Consider the following 24,990-nt stretch of genomic DNA (forward strand, 5'->3'; position numbering starts at 1 on the left):
AGTTTTACTGTAGCGTCTCCAGGTCCATTTGGACCGAGTATATTAGATTGAAAGACGCTATAGTTAAATGTGATGCGTTCTAGTCGGAAGTGGGATTCAGCAGCTGGCGGTAATTGGTGCCGAGGATCAGGCGTTTGTCCGCTTCAGAAATCTGTGCAGCGGTGATTTTACACAGCTCGGTTCCCAGAGAGCGGGAAGGCAGGTGGCTGCCGAAAATAATGCGGCTGGCTCCCAGTTCACGGACGGCCATTTCGATGAAGCCGGCGGTCGGATCGAAGCCTGAGGTTTCGATCAGGATGTTTTCTGAGTCGCGTACCGCACGAATGCCGCGTTCCCACTCGCCGCCGGCATGCGCACATATGAATTTCTGTTGCGGGAAGCGTTTCGCCAGCATTGCCAGTTCGGAGGGAGTTGACATGCGCGGGCTCTTCTTGCCTCCCGTGATGAACCACGTATGCTGCATGATTACGCCGTTCAGGTCTGATATTCGTTCGATGAGGGGATCGAAATTGCGATGCGTACAAGTGAGAGCCGCAGGTCCGCCTCCCGGAAAATAGACGCCGCGCATCGGGCCATCCTGTAACCAGCGAGTGAGTGCGTCCAGCGAAGCGGGTACATTGTTGGCATTGAGTTGAATCATCCCCAGCAGCAGGTCAGGCCAGCGTTTCAGTGGTTGTTCCACCAGTTCCGGGTGTGTTTGCAGTCGCTGTTCCAGATCACGGTCTGTGGTTGTCCCGATACCCACATGTGGGAAGTAGCAGAGTTTTTCAAACTTACCCGCCTTGATGGCGGGCATCGCCCGTTCAATTTCGGCAATGAGAGCACTGCTGCCATCACGGCCCGGATGAGAATGGGCAGGTGTGAAATAGGAGTCCCAGATGCGATAGCCTTCCAGCACTTCATTGGCAGGCAGACCTGCGGTCTGATGGGGAGGAGCTGAGTTTTTTGAATCGCCTGTTTTGACGTTGATCTTCGCAGGCTGTTTCTGATTCGCTTTGCTGCCAGAAAAGAATCGGGTTGCATTGTCTGCCAGTACGGATTTCAGTGCTGGTGTATCGAGGATTGAAGATTCAGAGACCCGCACTAATGCCGCTTCGGGAATCAGGAATGGGGCGTGTGAGCCAAACAGGACGCGACCTGCAGGGAGATGCTTTACCAGTTCAGGTACGCCATCGGTACTTTCGACTCGCGCTGTATCAAAGTAGATTCCTGGAGACTGACCGAGTTTGTTGAGCAGATCCGGTCGGAGTTTCGCGTTTAACAGCTGCAGTCTGAGCCCCGGGACTTTCGCAGCCAGATCCGGAAGTGGTGTCAGGTCGACATCAGCAGTCTGCAGTGATTCATGCTGGGTGCGAACATCTTCGTGAGAGACGGCCAGTTGTACGAAGAGTCCGGCAGTAGTGGCCTGTTGTAACAATGTCAGCAGGCGAGGATCTTTGAGCGTATAACCGTGGTAGTTGGGATGCAGGCGGATGCCGGGCATCTGATGTTTCTGGTGGCACTGCTGCAGATCGGATTCCCAGCCTGGCAGTGTAGGGTTGATGGAACCGATGGGGATGAGAAGGGGAAACCGTCGGCATTGGTCAGTCAGCCGCTGATTCACTGAGGTGATATCACGATGCAGAATCCCCTCATAACTACCTGCCCAGGCCTGTTTGATTCCCAGTGACTGCAGCTTTTGAACCAGTGTCTGTGTGTCATCAAGCGGAAGCTGTCGAAAGGGCCACTGAAACAGATTGACGTTGGTATCGATGATTTGAATATCGGGAAGCTGGTTCTCTGCAGACCGGGTGGATTTGATTCCCAGTGAAGCAGTGAGTCCTACTGCAGTTGCAGTCGTCAGAAACTGGCGTCGGTTGAATTCACTCAGCGGGTGGTTCAACTGATGATCTCCTTGACCACGCGGGGCGGATTGACGCCGGTCAGGCGTTCTTCGAGTCCGCTGCGGGTATAGTAAAGTTCCTGATGGTGGAGCCCTAACTGGTGAAGGATCGTGGCGTGGAAGTCGTGAACACTGACGGGGTTTTCCACAACGCTGTGCCCGAATTCATCGGTGACGCCGTAGGTGGTGCCTCCTTTGATACCGCCGCCTGCCATCCAGGATGTGAAGGCCTGCATGTTATGGTCGCGTCCTGAGAAACCGTTTGCAGATTTCTGTGTGGTGGGAGTGCGACCGAATTCGCCTCCCCAGATCACCAGTGTGGAATCGAGCAGACCCCGCTGTTTGAGGTCTCGCAGCAGGCCGGCAACCGGTTTGTCGGTTCGCTGGCACATGGCGCGGTGATTGGCGGCCAGGTCGGCATGACTGTCCCAGGGTTGCTCTTCGAGGAAGATCTGCACGAAGCGGACGCCTCGCTCAACCAGTCTGCGAGCGAGGAGGCAGCGTTTGCCGTATGAGTCGGTTTCCTGCTCTCCGATGCCGTAATCTGCCAGGGTGTGTTTTGATTCACTCGATAAATCAAGGGCTTCCGTGGCGGACATCTGCATGCGTGCGGCAAGGCTGTAAGATTCGATCCGGGCATCGAGCAGGGGATAGTGGGGGCGTTTTTCGCGATGGATAGAATCGAGCTGATTGAGCAGTTTGCGTGCGGATTCCGTTACAGCCGAGGGTTGATCGTATTGCGGCTTGAGATTTAAGATTGGCGAACCGGTGGGACGCAGTCGAGTTCCCTGGTAAGTTGGTGGCAGGAAGCCGGACGTCCAGTTGCGTGTGCCGTTCTTAGGTGCGCCCAGTGGATCGGTTAAGACGACATACGCGGGCAGATTCTGGTTTTCGGTTCCCAGTCCATAAACGGTCCAGGAGCCCAGCGTGGGATAGCCCATAAACAGACGGCCGCTGTGAATTTTATACAGGGCATTATCGTGATTGGGATGATCGGTCCACATGGAGTTGATCAGGCAGAGCTCATCTGCCATCTTTGCTGTTTCGGGAAGGATATCCGCCATCCACATGCCTGATTCCCCGTGGCGGGCGAACTTGTATTGCCCGCCCAGCATTTCGCCGATACTTGTGGTGTTCGAATTTCCCAGGTCTTCAATATTACCGGGATATGGTTTGCCGTCCATCTTGTTCAGAACCGGTTTGGGGTCGAACAGATCCATCTGGCTCGGTCCGCCATTCATAAAAAGATGGATGACCGATGTCGCTTTGGGGGGATGGTGAGGCTGTTTGGGTTTGAGATCGAACTGTTGTGGTGCGTGCGGCGCTTCATTGGCGAGTGCCTCGGTGCCACCAAAAAAATCCTGGCAAAACAGATGCGTCAAAGCTGCACCCATGACGCCGTCACTGGTGCGGGCAAAAAAATCTCGACGTGTGGAAAGTGGTTCGGGCTGGCTGTTCATATTCATTCAGTCAATGTATAAAAACGCGGCTGAGTTCAGAATCGTGTGGCAATAAGTATCCAGAGCGGCTTCCGGGTTTTCTTTCCAGAGTGCTTCCAGTTCCTGCAGCGTTGCCTGTCCCAACTGGCGTTCCTGTTTGCTGGGGGAGCGACTAAGGGCCAACTGGTAGACCAGATCGACCTGGGCACCCTGGTTCTGTTTCTGATCGTCGGGCAGTAGATCGCGTACCCGGCTGGCGAAAGCATGTGAAAGCGTATGTACGCGTTCGTTATTTAAAAGCATCAACGATTGTGGCGAAACAGTAGATACGGTTCGGGAGACACAGTTGGGGCCCATTTCCGGATAATCAAAGGTATCCAGCATGGTGGGAATCTGAGTGCGTCGATACTGCAGATAGACACTACGACGCCAGCCCCCTTTGCCGGTCATGTTGGCGCTGACGAGACCGTCACGATCGACGGTGACTGAATCGGGCGGTCCACCTGGTGTCGGATCGAGTTTGCCTGAGACAGACAGGATTGAGTCACGCAGGGCTTCGGCGTTCATTCTGCGAAGAGGCATATGTGAGAGCAGCCGGTTTTGCGGGTCATGTTCCTGGATCTCTGGGGAAATGTGGCTGGTCTGTTTGTAGGTTCGTGAATTCAGCATCAGGCGGTGCATCTCTTTGATGCTCCAGTCCTGTTCCATAAACTGGACTGCCAGCCAGTCGAGCAGTTCCGGATGGGAAGGGCGTTCCCCTTTGACGCCGAAGTTCTCGAGAGATTTGACCAGTCCCGTGCCGAAATGGTGGTACCAGATTCGATTGACCATCACGCGTGCTGTGAGTGGATGATTGTCCTGCGTCAGCCATTGGGCTAATGCGAGGCGTCTGCCGGTTTTGGGAGTTCCCTCAGGGAACGGTGGTTTGACCGTGAAGGGAGTACGCCCGTCAGTGAGCACGGAGGGGACACCGGGGCCGACTTGATGACCTGGTTGATCGTGTTCGCCTCGTAACAGAATGTAAGTGGGAGAAGGTTCGCCGCGATCCCAGAGGGCACGGATTGTGAGGGGGGGCTCCATCTGCTGTTGCACTTCGCTCATCTGTTTTTCGACCGATGATACGTTTTGCAATGCCTGTTGCACCTCATCTGAGAAATCCGACTCGGGCATGGTTTCCGCGATTCTTAATTTCTCGACCAGAATTCGCTGTCGTTGCGTGCGAGTATTATCGGCAATTTTTAAAGCCTGCAGGGTTTCCTGTTGTTCTTCCGCGGGTTGATCGGGATAGAACTGGCGAAGCATGGCGATCTGCTGTGCAGCGATTGCTTTTTTATGCTGCTTTTCGAGTTGGGTGAGTTCCTTTTTGAGCAGCGGGTTGGTTTGCTTGACGCGGCTTTTCTGTTCGGGAGTGCCCAGTTCCAGCGAACGATTTTTGAAGGAGAGCCAGTCGTATTCATCAAGGGCTCCCTGGAAGATCGCTTTGAAGCGGTAATAGTCACGATGGGGCAGTGGGTCGTATTTGTGTGAATGACAGCGGGCACATTCGAGTGTTAACCCCATGACCGAGGAGCCCATGACATTGATGGCATCGTAGACTACGCCCAGGCGTTCGGGCACAAAATTCATCGTGCGGGAACCGGTCTGGTCGATCCCCATGCGGAGGAATCCGGTAGCGACCAGATTTTCGACCATTTCTTCTGTGATGACTGGTGCGTTTTCATAGTCCGTCAGTTCATCGCCGGCGATCTGTTCCAGCAGAAAGCGATCGTAAGGTTTATCCTTATTGAACGCATCGATGACATAGTCGCGATATTTCCAGGCGACAGCACGTAGCGGATCGGAAGAGACACCCCCTTCAGAGTCGGCGTAACCGGCGAGGTCCAGCCAGTAGCGTCCCCAGCGTTCGCCGTAGCGGGGAGAAGCGAGCAGGTGATCGACCATTTGCGCGTACCAGTCTGGATCTTCAGAATTCCGCCACTGTTTCCACTCTGCGAGTGTCGGGGGAATGCCGGTCAGATCCAGATAGACCCGGCGGATGAGGGTATCGCGGCTGGCTTCGGGTGAGAATTCGAGTTTGTGTGCCTGCAGTTCTTTGAGAATCAGCTGATCGATGGATTTGATCTCAGGCTGTTTCTGCGGTGGTTGAAAGGCCCAGTGCTGGCGGTCTTCTGCAGTGACGAGGGGATCGGGCTGTAAACCGACGACTTCCGGTTCGGGATCGACAATGGGAGCATTTGTAGCGATCCATTCACGCAGTGTGTCGACTTCTGACTGGGGGGGCCGCTTCACAAAAAACTTTAACAGCTGTTCCTGAGGCGGGCAGGCGTGGCTTTCGATGCGTTTGATCATCCGGCTTTCATCTGGTTTACCTGCGATAAAAGCCGGGCCCTGTTTACCTCCTTTGAGCATGCTGGCGGGAGTCCGCATATCCAGGCCTCCCCGTTGCAGTCGCGCACCATGGCAGGCGGTACAGCGAAGCAGCACGATAGGCAGGACATCGTGTTGTGTGATCTGTTTTTCTTCCGGCTGATGGGGTTGTGCCGATTTCGCTCCGGTGGCAAGCCACGTATGGATCAATGTGCGTTCTGCATCTGTCAGTTGCGGTTGACCTTCCGGTGGCATGTCACCTCCGTCGATCAGGATCCAGAGCATACTGTCGTCGACTTTTTCTGCAATCGCAGACTCGCCAGATTCCCCGCCCCGATGGACGCCGGCGATAGTCGACAGATCGAGGCCTCCTTTGCGGACCTTGTCGCTATGGCATTTCCCACATTTCGCGGCGAGAACAGGTTGGATATCCGCTTCGAACTGGAGCGGTTTTTCGGCGGCATGAATTGTTCGGGCCAGGCCTGGAACAAAAACAACAACAAGCAGAGGAATTATCGTTCGTATGAGCATCATTGGTAACGCTGGAAGGTGGGGTGAGGAACGCAGGTGTTGTTCTCCCCATGGTAAGCGATGAAGGCAGGCCATACAAGACAAAAAGCATCGGGAAGAGAGATCTGAAAGGGTTCGGCGATGAGATTCACATTACGATATCTGGGAGAATTTTCGGGGTCATTCAAATTCGGACTCGATAGACGAAACCGGTTGTTTGCGGTAGTTTGGAAAGCGTATGTACAACTACTTCGTAAGAATCATCGCTTCGAGAGGAATAAGATCAAATGATGAGCCCGTCAAAAACAGTTCGCTGGGGAGTAATTGGTCTGGGTTGGTTTGGCGAAGTTCATGCTGACAATCTGTCTGAGATGACTGGAGTTGATCTGGTTGCACTGTGTACCAGACGACCGGAACGCCTCAATGAAATTGCGGATCGACTGGCAGTCACGCGGCGGTATACGGATTACCGTGAACTGTTATCCGATCCTGAAGTCGATGTGGTCAGCATTACGACTCACATTAACGACCATCGTGATATTGCCATTGAGGCACTGCACAGTGGAAAGCATGTCCTGCTGGAAAAGCCGATGGCACCGACGGTGGAAGACTGTGAAAAAATAGTGGAAGCGGCTCAAGAGGCTGCCGGGTTCTTCATGGTCGGGCATATCTGTCGTTTTGATCCACGTGTGACACTGGCGAAACAGGCGATTGAAGAAGGACGCATAGGCGATATTATTTCCATGCATGCGCGACGGAATCTGTCAAAGACCATCGGTGAAACAGTGCTTGATGATATCTCTGCTTTAATGGGAGATGGAATTCATGACGCCGACCTGATGCTCTGGTTCAGTGGGGCAAAGGTTTCGACTGTCTATGCACAGGAAGTACATCCAGGAAAAAATCGCTATCCTGATGGTGGCTGGTCGATCGCCAGACTCGATAATGGTGCGGTCGCGGTAGTGGAGTCGGTCTGGCATCTGCCGGAATCAACGCCTTTTACGATCGATGCACGAATGGAAATCATCGGTACGAAAGGCGCGATTTATATCAACTGTGGTGAAGCAGGGCTGACCATCCATGATGCAGAAGGAGTGAAGATGCCGGACACAATGTACTGGCCTCGTACTTTCGGTCGTTATCTGGGAACGTTGCAGGAGGAATTGCGCTATTTCGCCGACTGTGTACGGTCTGGCGAACGTCCCGCGCGGATTACTCCCCGGGAATCGCAAGCCGCTGTTGCCTGGATGGCAGCGGCTACCGAGTCTGCCCGGACGGGATCTGTCATTACATTCTGAAGAGGTTAATCATTCCGGTTGTGCGGATAAATCGGTTTCTCTACCGGGATGTGCCATTATCAGAGTTGAAAGTCCGCTTTCATAGCGTTGGTCATGGTCCAGTGGTGATGCATGATAATCCTTGCGAAGAGTCTGGAACCTTGTACAATTAAAGATTGCTTTATGCGTTTGTCATCTACCAATGAAGGGGCCACCCGCTCATATAAAAATACTGCCTGAAATTCTCTCCATGCTTTCCCGCCTTGCTGATTAGGGATGATATTAATGATTCGCTTTTGTCTGCTCTCGCTTATGGGAATCATCACTCTGTCTCAACCTGCGCTGGCAGTTGAGGCCACCAAACCTGTCCTGCCCAGTCGGGAGGGGATTCAGTTTTTTGAATCCAAAATCAGACCGGTGCTGGTGAATGAGTGTTACGAATGTCACTCCCTGGACGCAAAGAAAAATAACAAGCTGGAAGGTGAACTGCTGCTGGATTCCGGTCCGGCGATGTTGAAGGGGGGCGACACCGGCGCCACGATCGTGCCCGGTGATCCACAAAAGAGTCTTTTGATGGCGGCGATTCGACATGAGTCGTTTGAGATGCCTCCGAAAAACAAATTATCAGACCAGGTAATTGCCGACTTTGAGAAATGGATTCAGATGGGGGCTCCCGATCCCCGCGACGGCAAGGTTCCCGAATTAAAAGCCGAAAAGATTGATATCGAAAAGGCGCGTCAGTTCTGGTCATTTCAACCGCTGAATCAGTCACCCCCGCCGGTTCCCCGAAACAAAACCTGGGGCACGAATCCGATCGATCAGTATATTCTGGCGAAGCAGGAAGCGGTGGGGATTACTCCCAACGATATCGCCAGTCGTGAAACACTGGTTCGCCGCGTCTATTTCGATTTGTGGGGCCTGCCTCCCGAACCGGCGGATGTGGAATCGTTCGTGAACGACCCTGATCCGGAAGCTTATTCTAAGCTGGTTGATCGACTGCTGGCCGGTTCGCATTATGGAGAACGCTGGGCGCGACACTGGCTGGATCTGGCCCGGTTTGCTGAGAGTAACGGCTATGCCTTTGACCGAGATCGTCCGGCAGCGTATCACTTTCGTGATTTTGTGATCAAAGCGTTGAATGAAGATATGCCTTACGATCAGTTTATCCGACTGCAGATCGCCGGCGATCAACTGGGGCCGACCGATTATATGTCACAGGCGGCAACTGGATTTCTGGCCGCGGGGCCGTTCACTTCACAACAGACACAAAAAGAACGGGAACGCAGCCGCTACGAACAGCTGGATGACATCATCCATACTGTGGGTACGACGACACTGGGATTAACGCTGGGATGTGCGCGGTGTCACGATCATAAATTCGATCCGATTTCCAGCCACGACTATTACCGGATGGTTGCGTCTTTTGCGGAAACCGGGTTTCAGGATTATCAGCACGATCTGCACCCGGAAAAATATCAGAAAGAGAAAGCGGCTTTCGATATTACTCATAAGCCGTTTATCGATGCGCGAATAAAATACGAGAAAGAAAGTTTGCCAGCCCAACTGACGGCGTGGCTGGAGAAACGACCGACGGAGATCATTCAGCCTGTGCTCAGTGACTGGCATGTGATGGGGCCCTTTCCGGCTGCGAACTTTGACCAGGCCTTCAGGAAGAAAAATGAACCTGAAAAGAAAGTGGATCTTACGCAGACCTTTGCAGACGGAAAGTTGAAGTGGATTCCACAACCGGAATGGAAAGACGGTGTCGTTCACAACACGCTCACCGGGGTCAACTCTGCAAATTATCTGTTTCGTACGATTGACGTGCCTGCGGCCGGCCCGCTGGATATTTCACTTGGTCGCGACGATGCGATTCAGGTCTGGCTGAATGGAAAGTCGGTCCTGTCGAAAAAAGTGATGGGTGGTGCCGCAGCGGATCAGGATCAGGTCAAGCTGGCGCTGAAAGCGGGTAAAAATGAGTTGCTGGTTAAGATTGTGAATGCAGCAGGGGCTTCCGGTTTTTATTTCAAAGCGAAGGAGACCACGCCTCCGGATAACATTCAGAAAATTCTGGCTTTGCCAGCAACTGATCGAAATGAAATACAGCAGCAGGAACTGTTGAAGTGGTTTGCTCCCTATGATGAAGGCTGGGCGAAGTTAAAAGACGCCGAGCAGGAGAATATGGAGAAGCATCCTAAACGGGATCTGATGCCTGTCTTCGCCGCTCGCAAAGGGGGAGCGACTTATAATTTTGGACCAGATACACGTAAGGTGTATTACCTGGTCAGAGGGAATTCAAACCGCAAAGATGGTCTGGCTGAACCAGGTTTTCTGCAGGTGTTGATGACCGGAGAGCAACAGGAAAAGCAGTGGTTGCTTGAGGATTCCCAGAAAGAGAAACCAGTACACCCGCGGATTGCTTTTGCCGACTGGCTGACTGATACCAGCAACGGAGCAGGGCACCTGCTGGCGAGGGTGATGGTCAATCGGATGTGGCATCATCATTTTGGACGCGGTATTGTTGAGACGCCCAGCGATTTTGGTACGCAGGGTTTTCGACCGACGCATCCTGAACTGCTGGACTATCTGGCGACTCAGTTAATCGAAAACAACTGGAATCTGAAGCCGATTCATAAACTGATCATGCTGAGCTCGGTCTATCGCGAATCGGGGGCCAGCAATGCCAGTGGGATGGAACATGATCCCGAAAATCATCTGTGGTGGAGACGACCGGCGCTGCGGATGGATGCGGAAGTGATTCGGGATCACCTGCTGGCCGTGAGCGGGACACTCGATGCAAAGATGTTCGGTGCGGGAAGTCTGAAACAGGAAGATAAAAGACGGAGCATTTATCTGACGGTCAAACGCGATAAACTGATTCCGATTCTGCAACTGTTTGATGCACCGGATGCGATTCAGAGTATTGGCAAACGCAATGTGACGACAGTGCCTCCGCAGGCGCTGGCGATGATGAACTCTCCCTTTATCCGCAAGCTGGCTGAAGAGTTTGCCAAACGGGTGCGGCCCGATGATCAGAAAAAACTCGAGCAGATGGTCGACGAAGTCTATGCGATTGCGTTGTCCCGTAAACCGCGTCCGGAAGAACAGCAGAAGATGCTGGAGTTTATCCATTACCAGACCGAATCGTATGGAGAAAATCCACGTGCGAGCGCACTGGCGATGGCAGATTTCTGTCAGCTGATTTTCTGCATGAATGAATTTATTTTTGTTGACTGATCCTGAATGATTTTCCATTAATCGATACACAGGAAATAAGACGCTATGAGACGAAGCAACAGATTACAGCCGGGACACGGTTTTGATTATGAATCACGCAGGTCGTTTCTGAAAAATGCCGGCTCCGGATTTGGCAGCCTGGCGTTAACAGGGCTGTTGTCAGAGCAGGGGATTCTGAAGTCGGCAGGCGCGGAAGAGGATGGCCTGGAAGCGCGCCAGCCTCACTTTGTTCCCAAGGCAAAATCAATCATCTGGCTGTTCATGCCAGGCAGCCCTTCGCAGGTCGATACATTTGACTATAAACCGATGCTGCAGAAAAAGGACGGCGAAAAGCTTGAAGGCGCCGATCCCAAAACAGGCTTCTTCACAACAAGCGGGAAACTGCTGAAGTCGCCTTTCAAGTTTCAGCAACATGGGGAATCGGGGGCCTGGGTTTCGGAAATCTTTCCTCATATCTCTCAGCATGTCGACGATATGTCGTTTCTCTATTCCTGTTTTTCCCGTTCGAACAATCATACGCCGGCAATGCTGGAGATGAACTCGGGCGCGTTTCTGCAGGGGCGTCCCTGTATGGGATCCTGGGTGACTTATGGGCTGGGGACGGAGAATCAGAACCTGCCAGGGTTTGTGGTGATGCATGGTGCCATGCCGCGCGGCGGAAATCCGATCTGGGCGCCTGGGTTTCTGCCTAAAGTCTATCAGCCGACCGCCATCGATGGGCGCAGTCAGCAGCCGATTTCCAATCTGTCGCGATTGGGGTCCATGACTGATCGTCAGCAGCGTACTCAGCTGGATCTGTTGAATGAGTTGAACGCCAGCCATCAGAAACTGCGACCCCATGAAGCGGATCTGGCGGCGCGGCTGGAATCGTTCGAACTGGCTTACCGGATGCAGACCGCAGCTCCCGAAGCGCTCGATGTCAAAGAGGAATCGGAGACGATTCAGAAACTGTATGGGGTCGATCAGAAAGAAACTGAACTGGTCGCGCGACAGTGTATCACCGCACGACGCATGGTGGAGCGGGGGGTACGGTTCATTCAAATCTACGCGGGTACGAATGGGGGAGGCGGAGGAGTCGCGGATGTTCCCTGGGACGGGCACAGTGATATTGGTCTCAATCATCGCATCGCTGCAAAATCGGTGGATCAACCCATTGGTGCGCTGCTGGCGGATCTGAAGGCCCGCGGACTGCTCGATTCCACACTGGTGGTCTGGGGAGGTGAGTTCGGCAGGACCTCTGACTCGCAGGGAAGTCAGGGCCGCGATCATAATCCGAATGCTTTCACAATGTGGATGGCAGGCGGAGGCATTAAAGGGGGCGTGCAATATGGTGCCAGCGATGACTTTGGCTACAAAGCCGTCCATAATCGCGTAGGCGTGAACGATCTGCATGCGACGCTACTGCATCTGATGGGGATCGATCATATGAAACTGACCTACCGCTTTAACGGTCGCGACTATCGCCTGACCGATCTGGGGGGAGAGCTGATTCACGAGATCATCGCCTGATATCCAGATTTACTGATGTTTCATCGCACACATGTGTACTGAAAACATGTGTCTGTCATGCCGTAAAGTCCTGACCAGGTTAATGGTTTGTGTTACTGAAATCAGGCGGTAATCTGTCTGAATCGAGAGGATCATGCCCGGATCTCTTCGCTATTTGCCTTGTATTATCAGGAGTACTGGGTTGAAATCTCTCGGTCTCTCACTATTATAGGGGCAGAGACTGAAACCCAGTCTCACTGCTCGCCGCCGCTTGCATTCCTCAAAGCAGCATCCCTCCCGCCCGATTGAACTGGAGTATTTTCCCATGTCGTTTAAGAGTCTCCGCGCGTCCAGAAATGGATTCACGCTGATTGAATTACTGGTTGTGATCGCTATTATTGCGATCCTGATTGCCCTGCTGCTGCCCGCAGTCCAGCAGGCCCGGGAAGCCGCCCGTCGCTCTCAGTGTAAGAATAATCTGAAGCAACTTGGACTGGCGATGCATAATTATAATGATGTATTCAATATGCTGCCGGTTCCTGACGTTGGTATTACTTACGCGACATCAGCACATTGGACTACCAGCTGGGGAATTTCGCTGTTACCGTATCTGGATCAGGCACCTGCATACAATCTGTTTAATCAGAATGCGCCGAATGGTGTTTCGGATCAGTCAAATCAACAGGTGATTCAGACGCAACTGGCCGTCTTTAACTGTCCCTCTACTCCACGAAGTGGACCGATCCAGGGCGTGATCGAAGAGGAAGACAATACTTCCAGCTTCAATACGAATCTGAGAGCAGGCAGTGGAGACTATTTTATTGCCCGCAGTTTCCGGGACCCCGCTTTTACTCCCCAGGAGATTGTCGGTGCATTGTTTAATGGTGACCTGAGTGGCGGTGTGAATTTCAGTCAGTGTGGTTCCAGGATGAACAGCATCACGGATGGCTTGACGAATACCATTTTCTGTTTCGAACGCTGTAACTTTCCTACCATTCTGCGAAAAGGGAGTGTTCCCAAGGATCCTGCCGATTATGTTTATCCCTCCGTTGTCGATACGAACTTTCAGGGCTGGTGGGCTTCGACGCAACACGACCGGATTCGCAGCTGGACTTATGACGGTCTGCAGTATTACGGTCCCTGTGTGATCAACTGCACGAACGACTGGGGCGGCGCGTTTTCCTATCATACCGGCGGCATGCATGCGAGCCTGGGAGATGGTTCCGTTCGATTTCTGAGTGCCAACATCGACAAAGGGACATTTCGTTCTCTGGTTGGTAAGCAGGATGGCCAGGTGGTTGGCGAATTCTAAATCGTGTGATTCATTCTGTAGAGTGCTGACTGAATCCCAGTCAGCGAGTTAGAGTTCGTTAAGGGAGACAATTCTCAATGTATCAGCGACTGGCCGGTCCACTGGCTGTATTATGTCTTGTTGTGTGCAGCGGATGCAGTGGTGCCGAGTACGATAAGATTTCAACGAACGCCGTTACGGGTAAAGTGACGATTAACGGCGTACCTGCAACCGGGGCAACCGTCAGGTTCCATCCGGACTCACCTCAGACGGGAGCGGACTATCCGTTGCTTCCCAGTGGTAAGGTGAATGAGGAAGGGGTTTACCAACTGACAACCTATGAAGGTGACGACGGGGCTCCTGCAGGCGGTTACACTGTTACGATCGAATGGCCCGATCGTAACTGGCGTCCGCCGAACGGTGGCATGCCGCCTCCCCCTCCTGATCGATTGCAGGGAGCTTATGCCGATCCCAAAAAATCGAACATTCACATGAAAGTGGACGAAGGAGCGAATGAAATGCAGCCGATCGTTTTGAAGGATGTCAAAATTCTGAAAGGCTCTTCTCTCAACTGAGTCATGGAACCTGAGGGTTCCCGGGAGTTTGATTTATGCTGAACCAACGGCTGCGCAGGCTCTGGGTCATCACGCACCGCTGGCTGGGATTAACCGCAGGGCTGCTGTTTGTCCTCATCGGATTGACAGGCAGCCTGCTGGTGTTTCATCGCACCATTGATGAATGGCTTAATCCGCAAATTCTGGTATCAGCGGGAAATGGAGCATCGCGAACTGTCGATGAAGTACTGCAGGCGGCAGAACAGAGTCTTACCGACGCGAATCTGCAGCTGTTTTTTGCAGAACCACCGCGCACCGAACTGGGGGTCTGGACCGTCTGGTTTCGCAATACGAGCGATAAAACCGCTGGATTTACACAGGTTTATGTCGATCCTTCCTCAGCAGAAGTCACAGGTCAGCGCGTCTGGGGTGAATACTTTGTGACGTGGATGTACAGCCTGCATTACAAGCTGTTGTCAGGCAGAACCGGGGAAATCATTGTCGGCTTATGCGGCCTGATTCTGATGGTGTCGGTAGCCAGCGGCGTCTATCTCTGGTGGCCTTTATGGCGACACAGCTGGCGGGCCGCCTTTGCCATTCGCAGCGGACGTCGTTTTCAGTATGACCTGCATAAGAGCACGGGCGTCATCGCCGCTCTGCTGCTGCTCGTCGTTTCTTTTACGGGCGTCTATATGATTTTTCCAGAGTGGGTCAGGCCTTGTGTGCTGGCGGTTCTGGATGATGGTGAGCCGCGTTCAGAAAATAAAAATTCGAACCCAGTGAGTGGAGGCAAACGGATTGACGTCAGTCAGGCGACTGCAGTTGCCCAGTCTGTCTTTCCGGATGCAGAATTCAAACGCGTTAAACTTCCGTCGAAGCCAAAAGATGCTTTTGAAGTGCGACTGCGGCAGGCAGGGGAAGTGAGAAAGAGTTCGGGTAACAGCCGCGTCTGGATCGATCAGTACAGCGGCGAAGTGCTGTCGGTGCGCGATTCGAATCAGCGTTCGGCGGCGGACGCTTTTTTTGCCTGGCAGTTTCCGCTGCATAACGGGGAAGCCTTTGGTCTGGTCGGTCGGTGGATCGTGTTTGTGTCCGGTCTCATGCCTGCGGTATTATATGTGACAGGTTTTCTGGTCTGGTGGCGGAGACGTCGTACACACAGATCACAGACGCCCGTTCAACTTGAACTGCAGGAAACAAAATGAAATTATCGGTGCCCCTGCTCAGTTTGCTGTTCCTGATGTCTGCTGGATGTCAGCAGGAGAAGCAGACAATAACTGAAACGGCAGACAAAAATTCGACGATCACTGTGACTGATCTGGCGGGCAGGGAAGTCACACTCCAGCAGCCGATCGAGCGAATCATTCTGATGCGCAGCCTGGGCTTATACGAGCTGGCGGCGGTTCTGGGTGACGAAGTGGAAGAGAAGCTGGTCGGCTGGGATTCTTCTCTGAAAACCGGTGATCTGGACACCTGGCAAAAATATATCGAGCGGTTTCCCCGTCTGGACCAAGTGACGATTCTGGGAGATATCCTGCGAGATACGGTGAGTGCCGAAGCGGTGCTGGCTTTGAAGCCGGATCTGGTCATCATGAATACGTACATGCTGAATCGGGGTTCGAAAACCGTCGAACGACTGGAACAGGCGGGCGTACCCCTGTTGTTTCTGAGGTCGGAAGATCCCTTTCGTGATCCACAGGAGAGTATTCGGCTGCTCGGTCAGGTTCTGGGGAAAACAGAGCGGGCGAACGCGGCTGCAGACTGGATTGATGCAGAACTGCAGCCGGTTCTCAGTCAGCTCAAAACCATTGAAGGAAAGGTTCCCACCATTTATCTGGAAGCGGGGACTCAGGGACCCGAAAAATACGGCAATACGTTTGGCGAAAATCAGCAGGGGAAAACGGTCAACTGGGGGAGTGTGCTGGCGCAGTTGCGTTGTCAAAATATCGCCGCCGGTGCGATCTCCGGCCTGTATGGCATGGGGGTGATTCGACCGGAGTTTCTGCTAACCGCTGATCCGGAAGTCATTGTGATCACAGGGGCACACTGGACGGCATTTCCCGACAGTCTGCAGTTGGGATATGCGACCGATCGATCCCAGGCAACACAACAGCTGGCAGCATTCACAACGCGGCCCGGCTGGTCTGATCTGGCCGCAGTCAAGAATCAGCGCGTGCATGGAATTCATACGCGGTTTGGCAGTCATCTCATGAGTTTTGCTGCGGCACAGCAACTGGCAAAATGGTTGTATCCTGAGAAATTTCAAGATCTGAATCCGGAAGAACGGTTACGGGAATTTCATCAGAAGTTTCTGCCTGTTGAGATGAGTGGGACCTGGATGGTCAGCCTGGATGGTGAGTAATGCAGCAGGCGAGCGCAAGTCAACTTAGTCAGGCGTATTATCGTCTGAGCCGACGTCGACTGGCAGTGATTGCGTCGCTGGTCGTTCTGGTTCTGATTTCATTGTTTCTGGATGTCATCACGGGACCCGCTTCGTTGTCGCTGTCTGAAGTTCTGGCTTCGCTGTTTCAACCGGGAGTCGTAAGCGAAGCAAATCGGACGATAATCTGGACGTTTCGCCTGCCGACTGCATTGATGGCGGTATTCGTTGGCGCTTCTCTGGGAATCGCTGGTGCGGAGATGCAGACGATATTGAATAATCCGCTCGCCAGTCCGTATACACTGGGCGTTTCAGCTGCTGCCAGCTTTGGGGCTGCGCTGGCATTGGTGTTGGGATCCGGAGTCCTGGCCTGGACGACAACGCTGTTTGTGCCTCTGAGTGCCTTTGTGTTTGCGATGTTTTGTTCCCTGGCGATTTACGCGATTGGTCGCATCAGAGGCGCTTCGACGGAAACCATCATTGTTGGCGGAGTGGCGCTGCATTTTATCTTCAGCTCCGGCGTAGCATTTCTGCAGTACATGGCGGCGGAAGATACATTGGCCGCGATTGTGTTCTGGATCTTCGGTACATTGCAGGGAGCGAACTGGCAACAGCTGGCTGTCATCGTTGTTGTGATGATTATTACGACAGGTCTATTGATGTTGCGCGTCTGGGAGTTGACTGCATTGAGACTGGGGGAGAACCATGCCCGCAGCCTGGGAATCAATACGGAACGTCTGCGTTTACAGACGCTGATTCTGGTCTCGATTCTGACGGCGACCGCAGTCTGCTTTACTGGCGCCATTGGATTTGTCGGACTACTGGCTCCGCATCTGGCGCGTCTGCTGGTGGGTGAGGATCAGCGTTATTTCATCCCGTTATCCGCTTTATGTGGTGCATTCCTCGTCTCCTTCGCGGCGTTGATTACGAAGCTGTTAATCCCGGGGACAATCTTTCCGATCGGAATTGCCACCGCGGCTATCGGCGCGCCCTGTTTTGCGGCAATTGCTTTGTGGAGAAGGAGGTCTTACTGGTGATACTGGAAGCCTCTGAGATTCCTTTCAGCTACGGTACCAATCGGGTGCTGGAAGATTTAACTCTTCAACTGCAGCCGGGCATGACTGCGATCATTGGTCCCAATGCCGCTGGTAAATCGACGTTGTTAAAGTGTCTGAGCGGACTGCTGCGACCCGAGGGGGAGGTTCGACTGGACGGCGTATCCCTGTCAAATCTCAAACAGGATCAACTGACGCGACAGGTAAGTTTTCTGCCACAGGACTTCAGTACGACTGCTGTGCTTACCGTGTATGAAGCAGTTTTGCTGGGACGCGTGCATCAACTGGGATGGCGTGTTTCCGACGATGATACCCGAATCGTGGATCAGTTACTGGAAGAGATGAAACTGGCTGAAGTGGCCGACCGGTTTCTGAATGAATTAAGTGGTGGGCAACGTCAACTGGTGGCGATTGCCCAGTCACTGGCACGTGAACCGGAGGTGTTACTGCTGGATGAGCCTACTTCGAATCTGGATCTGCGGCGGCAGTATGAAGTCTGTACCCTGATTCGCAGGCTGACTGATTCGCGGGGAATCAGTACGGCGCTGGCAGTACACGATCTGAATCTTGCTTCACGGTATGCGGACTGGGTGTATGTGATCCAGGAAGGCAGGCTGCGTTGTGGAGGAGAGCCGCAGAGCGTACTCACGGAAGCGATGATTGCCGACGTCTATGGGGTAGAGACACATGTGAGTCCCGGTCAGGAGGGCAGGCCGTTGATTACCGTGCTGGGTCCAGTTGTTTCAGATTCCGCACAGGCACCACGGGAGCAGGATGCAGGTGACGATGTTTAACGTGAATCATATGATCCTGCGGTTCTATCTCTATTCTTTTTTTAAGAATCTGCGGTTCGCTGATCCGTTTCTGATTCTGTATTTTCTGGAACTGGACCTTTCCTATTCCGAAATCGGCCTGTTGCTGGGTCTGCAGCATCTGGTGACTGTTCTGCTGGAATTTCCTTCCGGTGTGTTTGCAGATCACTGGGGACGGCGTCGCGCTACCGTTTTGTGTTTTGCTTTTTACAGCCTGTCATTCAGCGGGTTTGGTATGACAGGTCAGTTTACAGCAGTGCCTGTCATTTTCTGGTTGAGTGGCTGTCTGGCATTATTTGCTCTGGGCGAAGCGCTGCGAACCGGCTCGCATAAGGCAATCATGCTGGATTATCTGGATTCGACGAATCAGTCGGAACTGGCGACGCAACTGATAGGGCGAACGCGCTCGGTATCGAAATTCACTTCAGCGATCGCTGCTGTCTCGGGCGGAGTCCTGCTGGCGTGGTCGCGCGATTTTGGTCTGCTGTTTTATCTGTCTGCGGGAGCAGCCGTCTGTGGATTTCTGTTATTGTTGACTTATCCACGCGCCTTGGAAGGAGATACTTTTCGTGCCCGCCAGTCGAAGTCGGCGAGATCAGATACAGAGATGCGAAAGCCGTTTCGTGTGATGTGGCAGCGTCCGAACTTTCGCAGGCTGTTTATTCAGTCTGTGCTGTTTGAGAGTCAGCTGAAAATGATTCTCAAATATTTTACACAGCCATTTCTCAAAACCGGGCTGGCGCTGTTCGGGATTCCCATTATTGCACCTGTGGGTGTGAGTGGATTTGCCGGCACAGGGGCTATCTGGGTTGGACTGAATGAGTTTCTGCGCGACAGCCTGGGAGCGGTGGGCGCACGAATCAGTGCTGGATTTGAACTGCAGGCGGGCAGCCGCAGCCGGGCCCTGAATCGAATTTACGTTGCAGGATTTCTTGCCGTTCTGTTTCTGGCTGGTTGCGCTGTGAATCTGAAGTGGGGTTTGCTGCCCGGTCTGGCTCTGTTGATGGTGTTGACACTCCTGCAAAATCTGCGACGCCCCATTTTTGTGAGTACCCTGAATACCGAGATGCTGAAAACAGAGCGGGCATCGGTGCTATCACTGGAAAGTGTCTGTCGCGCAGTGACCGTGTCGGTCCTGTTGCCTCTGTTCGGACTGGCGGCTGACCAGTTCGGGTTACTGGCAGTCTGGGTGTTGACAGCGTTAATATTGCTGGTCGGTTTTCTGTTTAAGATACAACTTGAAAATGACTTTATCTGAGAGAATGAAAAACGATGATGCGGGACGATGAACTGAAGCAGATCTTTCACAGTGGCTGGACCAATCCCAGTGTCGTCTCGCATCGGGTCACACGATTTATTAAGGGGGAATTCGGATTCGCTCCGTCGCGTTCTGCCTGGCTGGATGTTCTGCGGCAAACGGTTCCCGCCGATGTGCGTTGTCAGATTCTGGATATGGGGACGGGGCCCGGAACGATTACGCAATTATGGGCAGAACTGGGGCACGAGGTAACAGGAGTGGACTTTTCTGCCACGATGATTGCCGCGGGACGCGAAGCTGCGAAAGAGCGGGGACTGAGTGTAAATTTTGTGGAAGCAGATGTGGAGGCGGCTCCTTTTCCGGAGCAGACCTTTGATGTTGTTTCCAGTCGCGCCGTGTTGTTCACACTGCCTCATCCCGGTTATGCGGTGGCGCGCTGGGTGCGTCTTCTCAAACCAGGAGGCGCTCTGGTGCTCATCGGTGAGAACAGTCCCACTGATCCCGAAAAGCTGAAACGTCAATATCGACCTGCTCCCGGCTGGCAACCGGACGAAGCGTATCGCAGGGCACTGGATCAGTTGCCGTTTCGTCATCATACAGATGGAATGGTTCGGGTTGTAATGGAAGCAGCAGGTTTGCAGAATATTCGCAGTATGCCGATGCAGTCGGTGCTGGAGGCACGTGTTGAGCATGAAAAGCAGGATCCGGAATATGGTGTATTACAGGGGACGCCTTATGTGCTCACGGGGGAGCGAATAGAGGATCTCGAGGGTTGATTTTCAGAGGACTCGTCAGCCTGTTATTGGATAAATAGAACAGGGAAACTGCTCGACTTTACTTCACCTGCAGATATAATCATATCATGAACCGTCAATGTTATTGCCCTCCTTATTCTTGCCTGTTCTGCCTCCTGTTAACTCTCATTTTTGCGGGATGTGAACGTAGTGATTCGGCTCCTGTTTCCAAAGCAGGGGAGACGCTACCGGTCTTGAATGTGGAGACGTTAACAGTTGCAGAAGATAACTGGCCGCGCATTATCCGGAGTCAGGGAAGTCTGTATCCCGATGAAGAAGCGACGCTGGGTATTAAAGTGGAAGGCCGTGTTTTCAAGGTACATGTCGACCTGGGAGATGTGGTCAAGCCTGGTGATCCACTGGTCACCGTTTATCAGGATGACTTCAAACTGCGGGTCAAACAGGCAGAAGCTCAATTAGCCCAGGCCCGTTCGGCAGTCGGTCTGAAGCCCGGCGATTCTGTTGAAAACCTGGTTCCGGAAAAATCACCTCCTGCCAAAGAACAGCAGGCGGAATGGGATGAAGCGAAGGCCAATCTGGAACGCGCCGAAGTGCTGTTTAATAAGAAGGTCATGGGGCAGGCCGAATACGACCAGATCATTTCACTCGAACGAGTCGCAGCCGCCCGTTATGATTCTGCACTCAATGGGGTGCGTGAAAAGATGGCAAATATCACGGTGCAGCAGGCACAGTTGGATCTGGCACAGGAAGACCTGGATAATACGGTCCTTAAAGCATCCTACACCGCAGTCGTGCAGAAGCGTCTGGTTGCCCCGGGCAGTTATATCAAAATGGGTGACCCGCTGCTGGTGCTGGTGCGGATTGATCAATTGCGTTACCGGGGAACGGTTCCCGAACGCCTTTCGACGCAACTCAAAGTCGGTCAGCCTGTCGAACTGGATATTGAATCACTGGAGACAAAGCAGTCGAAAGTGACACGCATCAGCCCCTTTCTGGATCAGATGAGTCGTGCCCTGCTGTTTGAGGCCGTCGTCGATAACAGTCAGCATGCGTTGCGGGCCGGTCTGTTTGCCGAAGGGCAGATCATTGTCGATCCCGATCAGAAAGCGATGGTGGTTCCCCTGTCCGCAGTAGTGCAGTTTGCCGGAACAGAGAAGGTCTGGAAAGTCGAAGATGGCAAAGTAAAAATGCAGGAAGTCCTGCTGGGCGAACAGCGGGGAGAACGAATTCGCATTTTAGAAGGATTGAAGCCCGGAGATCAGATTTTACTCAATGCCCGGGAAGGGCGGCCGGGGACGCTTGCTGATTCGAAACCATTGCCGAGTGAAGTACAGAAAACACAAATCTAAGCGCATTCTGATAATCGAATTCTGCTTTCGCATAAAGGGAATCGACGTTGTACTGGTTAGCGGAAATCTGTGTTAAAAGGCCGGTCTTCGCATTAATGCTGATCATGGCATTAGTGGTCGCGGGGGTTGTTGCATTTCCCGAACTGGGAGTCGACCGGTTTCCGAACATGGATATGCCCTCGATTTACATTCGTACCAATTATCCAGGTGCCGCGTCGCAGGAAGTCGAATCAGAAGTCAGCGCGGTGATCGAAGATGCGGTCGCGACGGTGGCCGGCATCGATGAACTGCGTTCCATTTCACGCGACGGCCGTTCGTTTGTGATCATCACATTCAACTTGAATCGTAATGTGGATGCCGCCACCCAGGACGTGCGTGATGCCGTCTCGGGAGTCATGAATTTACTCCCGCCGAATATCGATCCTCCCATTGTGCAGAAGCGGGATCTGGAATCATCGCCGATCATGACGCTGGCGGTCTCCGGACCGCGTACATCGCGCGAACTCTATCTGTTTGCAGACCGCTATGTCAAAAATGTGATCGAGTCGTCACCCGGAGTGGGTGAAGTTCAGATTGCCGGTGCAGCAGACCGGGCGGTGAAGGTCGATATCGACGCTGCGCGCCTGGCCGCCTATCAGATGTCGATCTTACAGGTACGTGATGCACTGGTCAGACAGAATACGGAAGTGCCGGGCGGGAGACTGGATCAGGGGTTCCGTGAACGATCACTGCGAACAATGGGCCGCGTAGCCGAGTCGGATCAGTTTCCCGATCTGGTCGTGGAAACCGTCAATGGCACGCCGGTGCGGCTGGCAGATCTGGGGACGGTGATCGATGATACGAAAGAAGTTCGCACGATTGCGCGGCTGAATCAGAAACCAGCTGTCGTGTTGGAAATTCAGAAACAATCTGGCGAAAATACGGTCGCGGTTGTGGAAGGCATTAAGAAAATGCTGCCCCGCAGTCAGGAACTGCTGCCCGATGATGTGCAGGTCAGTATCGTTCAGGATCAGTCGCGCTATATTGTCACCGCGCTGCACGAACTGGAGCAGCATTTGATCTCCGGCAGTATTCTTGCCTGTATTACCGTGCTGGTCTTCATGCGTTCGTGGCGTTCCACCGTGATCGCTTCCGTGGCGATTCCCGCATCGATTATTTCCACCTTCGCGTTTATGAAACTCTTCGGTTTCACTCTGAATAATGTCACCATGCTGGCTCTGGTGCTGATGGTGGGGGTGGTTATCGATGATGCGATTGTGGTACTGGAAAATGTCTTCCACTGCATCGAAGAGAAGGGATTGTCACCGCGTGAAGCCGCAATTATCGGGACCAAGGAAATCGGACTGGCTGTTCTGGCAACGACGATCTCACTGGTGATCGTCTTCCTGCCGGTCTCGTTTCTGTCGAGTGTGACCGGGCGTCTGCTGTTTCAGTTTGGATTGACGGCGACCGTGGCGATTCTGGTTTCGATGCTGGTCAGTTTTACGCTGACCCCCATGATGTGCAGTAAACTGCTGCGTCCTGAAACACCCAGCCCTGATGGACCAGGCTCTCGTTCAGGATTTTACCATTTTATTGAGTTATCTTATCTCTGGATTCTGAGACTCTCGCTCCGGTTTCGCTGGCTGGTGTTACTGATTTCGATCGGCGTCATTCTGAGTAACTACCCGTTGTATCAACTGGTGAAGCAGGACTATATCCCGCTGAATGTGGATGAGTCAGAATTTGAAATTCGACTCGAAGCCCGCCAGGGGGCTACGTTGCAGTCAATGCATCAGGTAATTGACCGCGCTGAAGAGGAACTGGTTAATACCGATGGAGTCGAAACGGTACTGTTGACCGTCGGCTCGGGTGGTTTTGCTGATGTGAACCGGGCCAGTATCTTTGTACGTCTGACAGACAGCGAACAACGTACTTTTTCATTTGGTCGATTTTTCAGCGGTTTGTTACACGGCGATTTCAATGCGGCGTTTCGAGGTAACTTCACCCAGCGTGAAAAGATGGCTGAGGTCAGAAAGAAGCTGAAAACGATTCCGGATATGCGGATCTCCGTGCGTAATCTGACCTCACTGCGTCAGGGGGCCCCCGTTGATATCGACTTCTCAATCACGGGGCCGGACATTGATGGCCTGCTGGACTTCAGTAATAAGCTGCGTGAAAAAGTCAAAACGATTCCCGGTATCGTGGACGTCTATTCCACTTTACAGATTGATAATCCGGAGTTGCTGGCGCTCATCGATCGCGAACGGGCGGCGGCATTGGGAATTGATGTGCAGGAAATCGCTGACACGCTACGGGTGGCGGTGGGGGGCGATGACCGGGTTTCGCGTTACCGGGACCGGACCGTAGATGATGCCTATGATGTAGAACTGCGACTGGTGGGCCTGGATCGTGGCGACGTTCAATCCATTTCACAATTGTACGTTCGCACTTCGCCGCAGGCTGTTGCAGATTCCGCCTCTCCCACACCCGGAAACGGACTGGCGAGAATCGATAACGTTGTGGACTTTGAATTCAGTACTGCTGCGTCACGCATTGACCGTTTGAATCGTCAGCGGATGATTGCCGTGCGGGCGAACATGGCTTCCGGTTACGCTCTGGGGGACGGGATCGCAGCCATGAATGCCGCTGCCGAGGAGATTGGTATTCCGGAAGGATATAACACACTGGTCCTGGGGGGCGGTCGTGAGCTGGAGCGGACGCTGGGCGACTTTGGCTGGACGATGGTGCTGTCCTTTATTTTCATGTACATCGTCCTGGCGGCACAGTTTGAGAATCTGGTTCATCCGCTGGTGATTCTGCTTTCATTGCCGCTGGCTGTTCCCTTTGGTTTATTAAGCCTGCACTGGGGGGGAGAGACACTCAACCTGTATTCGGCACTGGGGATTCTGGTCTTATTCGGAGTGGTCAAGAAAGCTGCCATTCTGCAGATCGACCATACCAATGCACTGCAGCTGCAGGGCTTTCCCCGCTATCAGGCCATTCTGCAGGCCAACCGGGATCGTCTGCGTCCGATTCTGATGACCACACTGTCATTCGTCGCGGGTTTGATTCCGCTGTTGATCGCCACTGGTCCCGGAGCCGAAGAACGCCGCTCGATTGCCGTGCTGGCCGTCGGTGGACAGACACTGTCACTGCTGTTGACGCTGCTGGCAATTCCCGTGCTGTACACGTTTTTTGATGACCTGTCCGCTTTCTTTACGGGGCCAAAAACAGACGCCGACGAGCAGGCTCTTCCTGAGCCCGTAAAAAAAGAGGCTCACACGATGCACAAAGAGAATGTCATTCATTAGACTGTATTCAGTTTTACTGTAGCGCTTCCCGGACCATTTGTAC

At 53.2% G+C, this 24,990-nt stretch carries 16 protein-coding genes; 13 read left to right on the forward strand and 3 right to left on the reverse strand.

Annotated features, from left to right (window positions below; all coding sequences use genetic code 11):
• Positions 1–79: 79 nt before the first annotated feature.
• The 3 genes from ACN0YN_RS22955 to ACN0YN_RS22965 are packed head-to-tail and all read right to left on the reverse strand — an operon-like array spanning position 80 to position 6,222.
• Positions 80–1,882, reverse strand: coding sequence for an amidohydrolase family protein (locus ACN0YN_RS22955; RefSeq protein WP_417387364.1), 1,803 nt, complete (start codon positions 1,880–1,882; stop codon positions 80–82).
• The gene (locus ACN0YN_RS22960) at positions 1,879–3,342 is read right to left on the reverse strand and encodes a DUF1501 domain-containing protein (RefSeq protein ID WP_417387365.1); all 1,464 of its coding nucleotides are present in this window, start codon (positions 3,340–3,342) and stop codon (positions 1,879–1,881) included. The genes ACN0YN_RS22955 and ACN0YN_RS22960 overlap by 4 nt, the downstream gene beginning before the upstream one ends.
• Positions 3,343–3,348: 6 nt before the next feature.
• Positions 3,349–6,222, reverse strand: coding sequence for a PSD1 and planctomycete cytochrome C domain-containing protein (locus tag ACN0YN_RS22965; RefSeq protein WP_417387366.1), 2,874 nt, complete (start codon positions 6,220–6,222; stop codon positions 3,349–3,351).
• A gap of 263 nt (positions 6,223–6,485) precedes the next feature.
• Here ACN0YN_RS22965 and ACN0YN_RS22970 point away from each other — a divergent pair, with 263 nt between their 5' ends.
• The 13 genes from ACN0YN_RS22970 to ACN0YN_RS23030 all read left to right on the forward strand — a co-directional run bounded on the left by ACN0YN_RS22970 (position 6,486) and on the right by ACN0YN_RS23030 (position 24,947).
• Complete coding sequence (locus ACN0YN_RS22970; protein WP_417387367.1) at positions 6,486–7,496, forward strand: Gfo/Idh/MocA family protein; 1,011 nt, start codon at positions 6,486–6,488, stop codon at positions 7,494–7,496.
• Between the two features lie 264 nt (positions 7,497–7,760).
• A complete protein-coding gene (locus tag ACN0YN_RS22975) occupies positions 7,761–10,712 on the forward strand; it encodes a PSD1 and planctomycete cytochrome C domain-containing protein (RefSeq protein WP_417387368.1) in 2,952 nt (983 codons plus the stop codon).
• A gap of 45 nt (positions 10,713–10,757) precedes the next feature.
• Positions 10,758–12,221, forward strand: a complete 1,464-nt coding sequence (locus ACN0YN_RS22980; protein WP_417387369.1) for a DUF1501 domain-containing protein — start codon at positions 10,758–10,760, stop codon at positions 12,219–12,221.
• Positions 12,222–12,525: 304 nt separating this feature from the next.
• A complete protein-coding gene (locus tag ACN0YN_RS22985; RefSeq protein WP_417387370.1) occupies positions 12,526–13,512 on the forward strand; it encodes a DUF1559 domain-containing protein in 987 nt (328 codons plus the stop codon).
• A 77-nt stretch (positions 13,513–13,589) separates the two neighbouring features.
• Positions 13,590–14,066 carry a carboxypeptidase regulatory-like domain-containing protein gene (locus ACN0YN_RS22990; RefSeq protein WP_417387371.1) on the forward strand — a complete coding sequence of 159 codons (477 nt, stop codon included), beginning with the start codon at positions 13,590–13,592 and terminating at the stop codon, positions 14,064–14,066.
• Between the two features lie 35 nt (positions 14,067–14,101).
• The gene (locus ACN0YN_RS22995) at positions 14,102–15,250 is read left to right on the forward strand and encodes a PepSY-associated TM helix domain-containing protein (RefSeq protein ID WP_417387372.1); all 1,149 of its coding nucleotides are present in this window, start codon (positions 14,102–14,104) and stop codon (positions 15,248–15,250) included.
• Positions 15,247–16,407 carry an ABC transporter substrate-binding protein gene (locus ACN0YN_RS23000; RefSeq protein ID WP_417387373.1) on the forward strand — a complete coding sequence of 387 codons (1,161 nt, stop codon included), beginning with the start codon at positions 15,247–15,249 and terminating at the stop codon, positions 16,405–16,407. Before ACN0YN_RS22995 ends, ACN0YN_RS23000 begins: the two co-directional genes overlap by 4 nt.
• Complete coding sequence (locus tag ACN0YN_RS23005; protein WP_417387374.1) at positions 16,407–17,462, forward strand: FecCD family ABC transporter permease; 1,056 nt, start codon at positions 16,407–16,409, stop codon at positions 17,460–17,462. The genes ACN0YN_RS23000 and ACN0YN_RS23005 overlap by 1 nt, the downstream gene beginning before the upstream one ends.
• Positions 17,459–18,274 (forward strand): ABC transporter ATP-binding protein, encoded by an 816-nt coding sequence (locus ACN0YN_RS23010; RefSeq protein ID WP_417387375.1) that lies wholly within the window; start codon positions 17,459–17,461, stop codon positions 18,272–18,274. Before ACN0YN_RS23005 ends, ACN0YN_RS23010 begins: the two co-directional genes overlap by 4 nt.
• Positions 18,267–19,550: an MFS transporter gene (locus ACN0YN_RS23015; RefSeq protein ID WP_417387376.1), complete on the forward strand. Its 1,284-nt coding sequence runs from the start codon at positions 18,267–18,269 to the stop codon at positions 19,548–19,550. The genes ACN0YN_RS23010 and ACN0YN_RS23015 overlap by 8 nt, the downstream gene beginning before the upstream one ends.
• Positions 19,551–19,564: 14 nt before the next feature.
• Positions 19,565–20,326 carry a class I SAM-dependent methyltransferase gene (locus ACN0YN_RS23020; protein WP_417387377.1) on the forward strand — a complete coding sequence of 254 codons (762 nt, stop codon included), beginning with the start codon at positions 19,565–19,567 and terminating at the stop codon, positions 20,324–20,326.
• A gap of 86 nt (positions 20,327–20,412) precedes the next feature.
• The gene (locus tag ACN0YN_RS23025; protein ID WP_417387378.1) at positions 20,413–21,654 is read left to right on the forward strand and encodes an efflux RND transporter periplasmic adaptor subunit; all 1,242 of its coding nucleotides are present in this window, start codon (positions 20,413–20,415) and stop codon (positions 21,652–21,654) included.
• Positions 21,655–21,701: 47 nt separating this feature from the next.
• Positions 21,702–24,947 (forward strand): efflux RND transporter permease subunit, encoded by a 3,246-nt coding sequence (locus tag ACN0YN_RS23030; RefSeq protein ID WP_417387379.1) that lies wholly within the window; start codon positions 21,702–21,704, stop codon positions 24,945–24,947.
• The last annotated feature ends 43 nt before the right edge of the window (positions 24,948–24,990 follow it).

The sequence above is a fragment of the Gimesia sp. genome, from assembly GCF_048260065.1.
GTDB lineage: Bacteria > Planctomycetota > Planctomycetia > Planctomycetales > Planctomycetaceae > Gimesia.

Excerpts from the sequence above, each read along its gene's own strand:
- ACN0YN_RS23015 (WP_417387376.1), top strand. The coding sequence starts at position 18,267 with ATGTTTAACGTGAATCATATGATCCTGCGGTTCTATCTCTATTCTTTT.
- ACN0YN_RS23025 (WP_417387378.1), top strand. The coding sequence starts at position 20,413 with ATGAACCGTCAATGTTATTGCCCTCCTTATTCTTGCCTGTTCTGCCTC.
- ACN0YN_RS22965 (WP_417387366.1), bottom strand. The coding sequence starts at position 6,222 with ATGATGCTCATACGAACGATAATTCCTCTGCTTGTTGTTGTTTTTGTT.
- ACN0YN_RS22975 (WP_417387368.1), top strand. The coding sequence starts at position 7,761 with ATGATTCGCTTTTGTCTGCTCTCGCTTATGGGAATCATCACTCTGTCT.
- ACN0YN_RS23005 (WP_417387374.1), top strand. The coding sequence starts at position 16,407 with ATGCAGCAGGCGAGCGCAAGTCAACTTAGTCAGGCGTATTATCGTCTG.
- ACN0YN_RS22980 (WP_417387369.1), top strand. The coding sequence starts at position 10,758 with ATGAGACGAAGCAACAGATTACAGCCGGGACACGGTTTTGATTATGAA.
- ACN0YN_RS23020 (WP_417387377.1), top strand. The coding sequence starts at position 19,565 with ATGATGCGGGACGATGAACTGAAGCAGATCTTTCACAGTGGCTGGACC.
- ACN0YN_RS22995 (WP_417387372.1), top strand. The coding sequence starts at position 14,102 with ATGCTGAACCAACGGCTGCGCAGGCTCTGGGTCATCACGCACCGCTGG.
- ACN0YN_RS22985 (WP_417387370.1), top strand. The coding sequence starts at position 12,526 with ATGTCGTTTAAGAGTCTCCGCGCGTCCAGAAATGGATTCACGCTGATT.
- ACN0YN_RS22970 (WP_417387367.1), top strand. The coding sequence starts at position 6,486 with ATGATGAGCCCGTCAAAAACAGTTCGCTGGGGAGTAATTGGTCTGGGT.
- ACN0YN_RS23000 (WP_417387373.1), top strand. The coding sequence starts at position 15,247 with ATGAAATTATCGGTGCCCCTGCTCAGTTTGCTGTTCCTGATGTCTGCT.
- ACN0YN_RS22990 (WP_417387371.1), top strand. The coding sequence starts at position 13,590 with ATGTATCAGCGACTGGCCGGTCCACTGGCTGTATTATGTCTTGTTGTG.
- ACN0YN_RS22960 (WP_417387365.1), bottom strand. The coding sequence starts at position 3,342 with ATGAACAGCCAGCCCGAACCACTTTCCACACGTCGAGATTTTTTTGCC.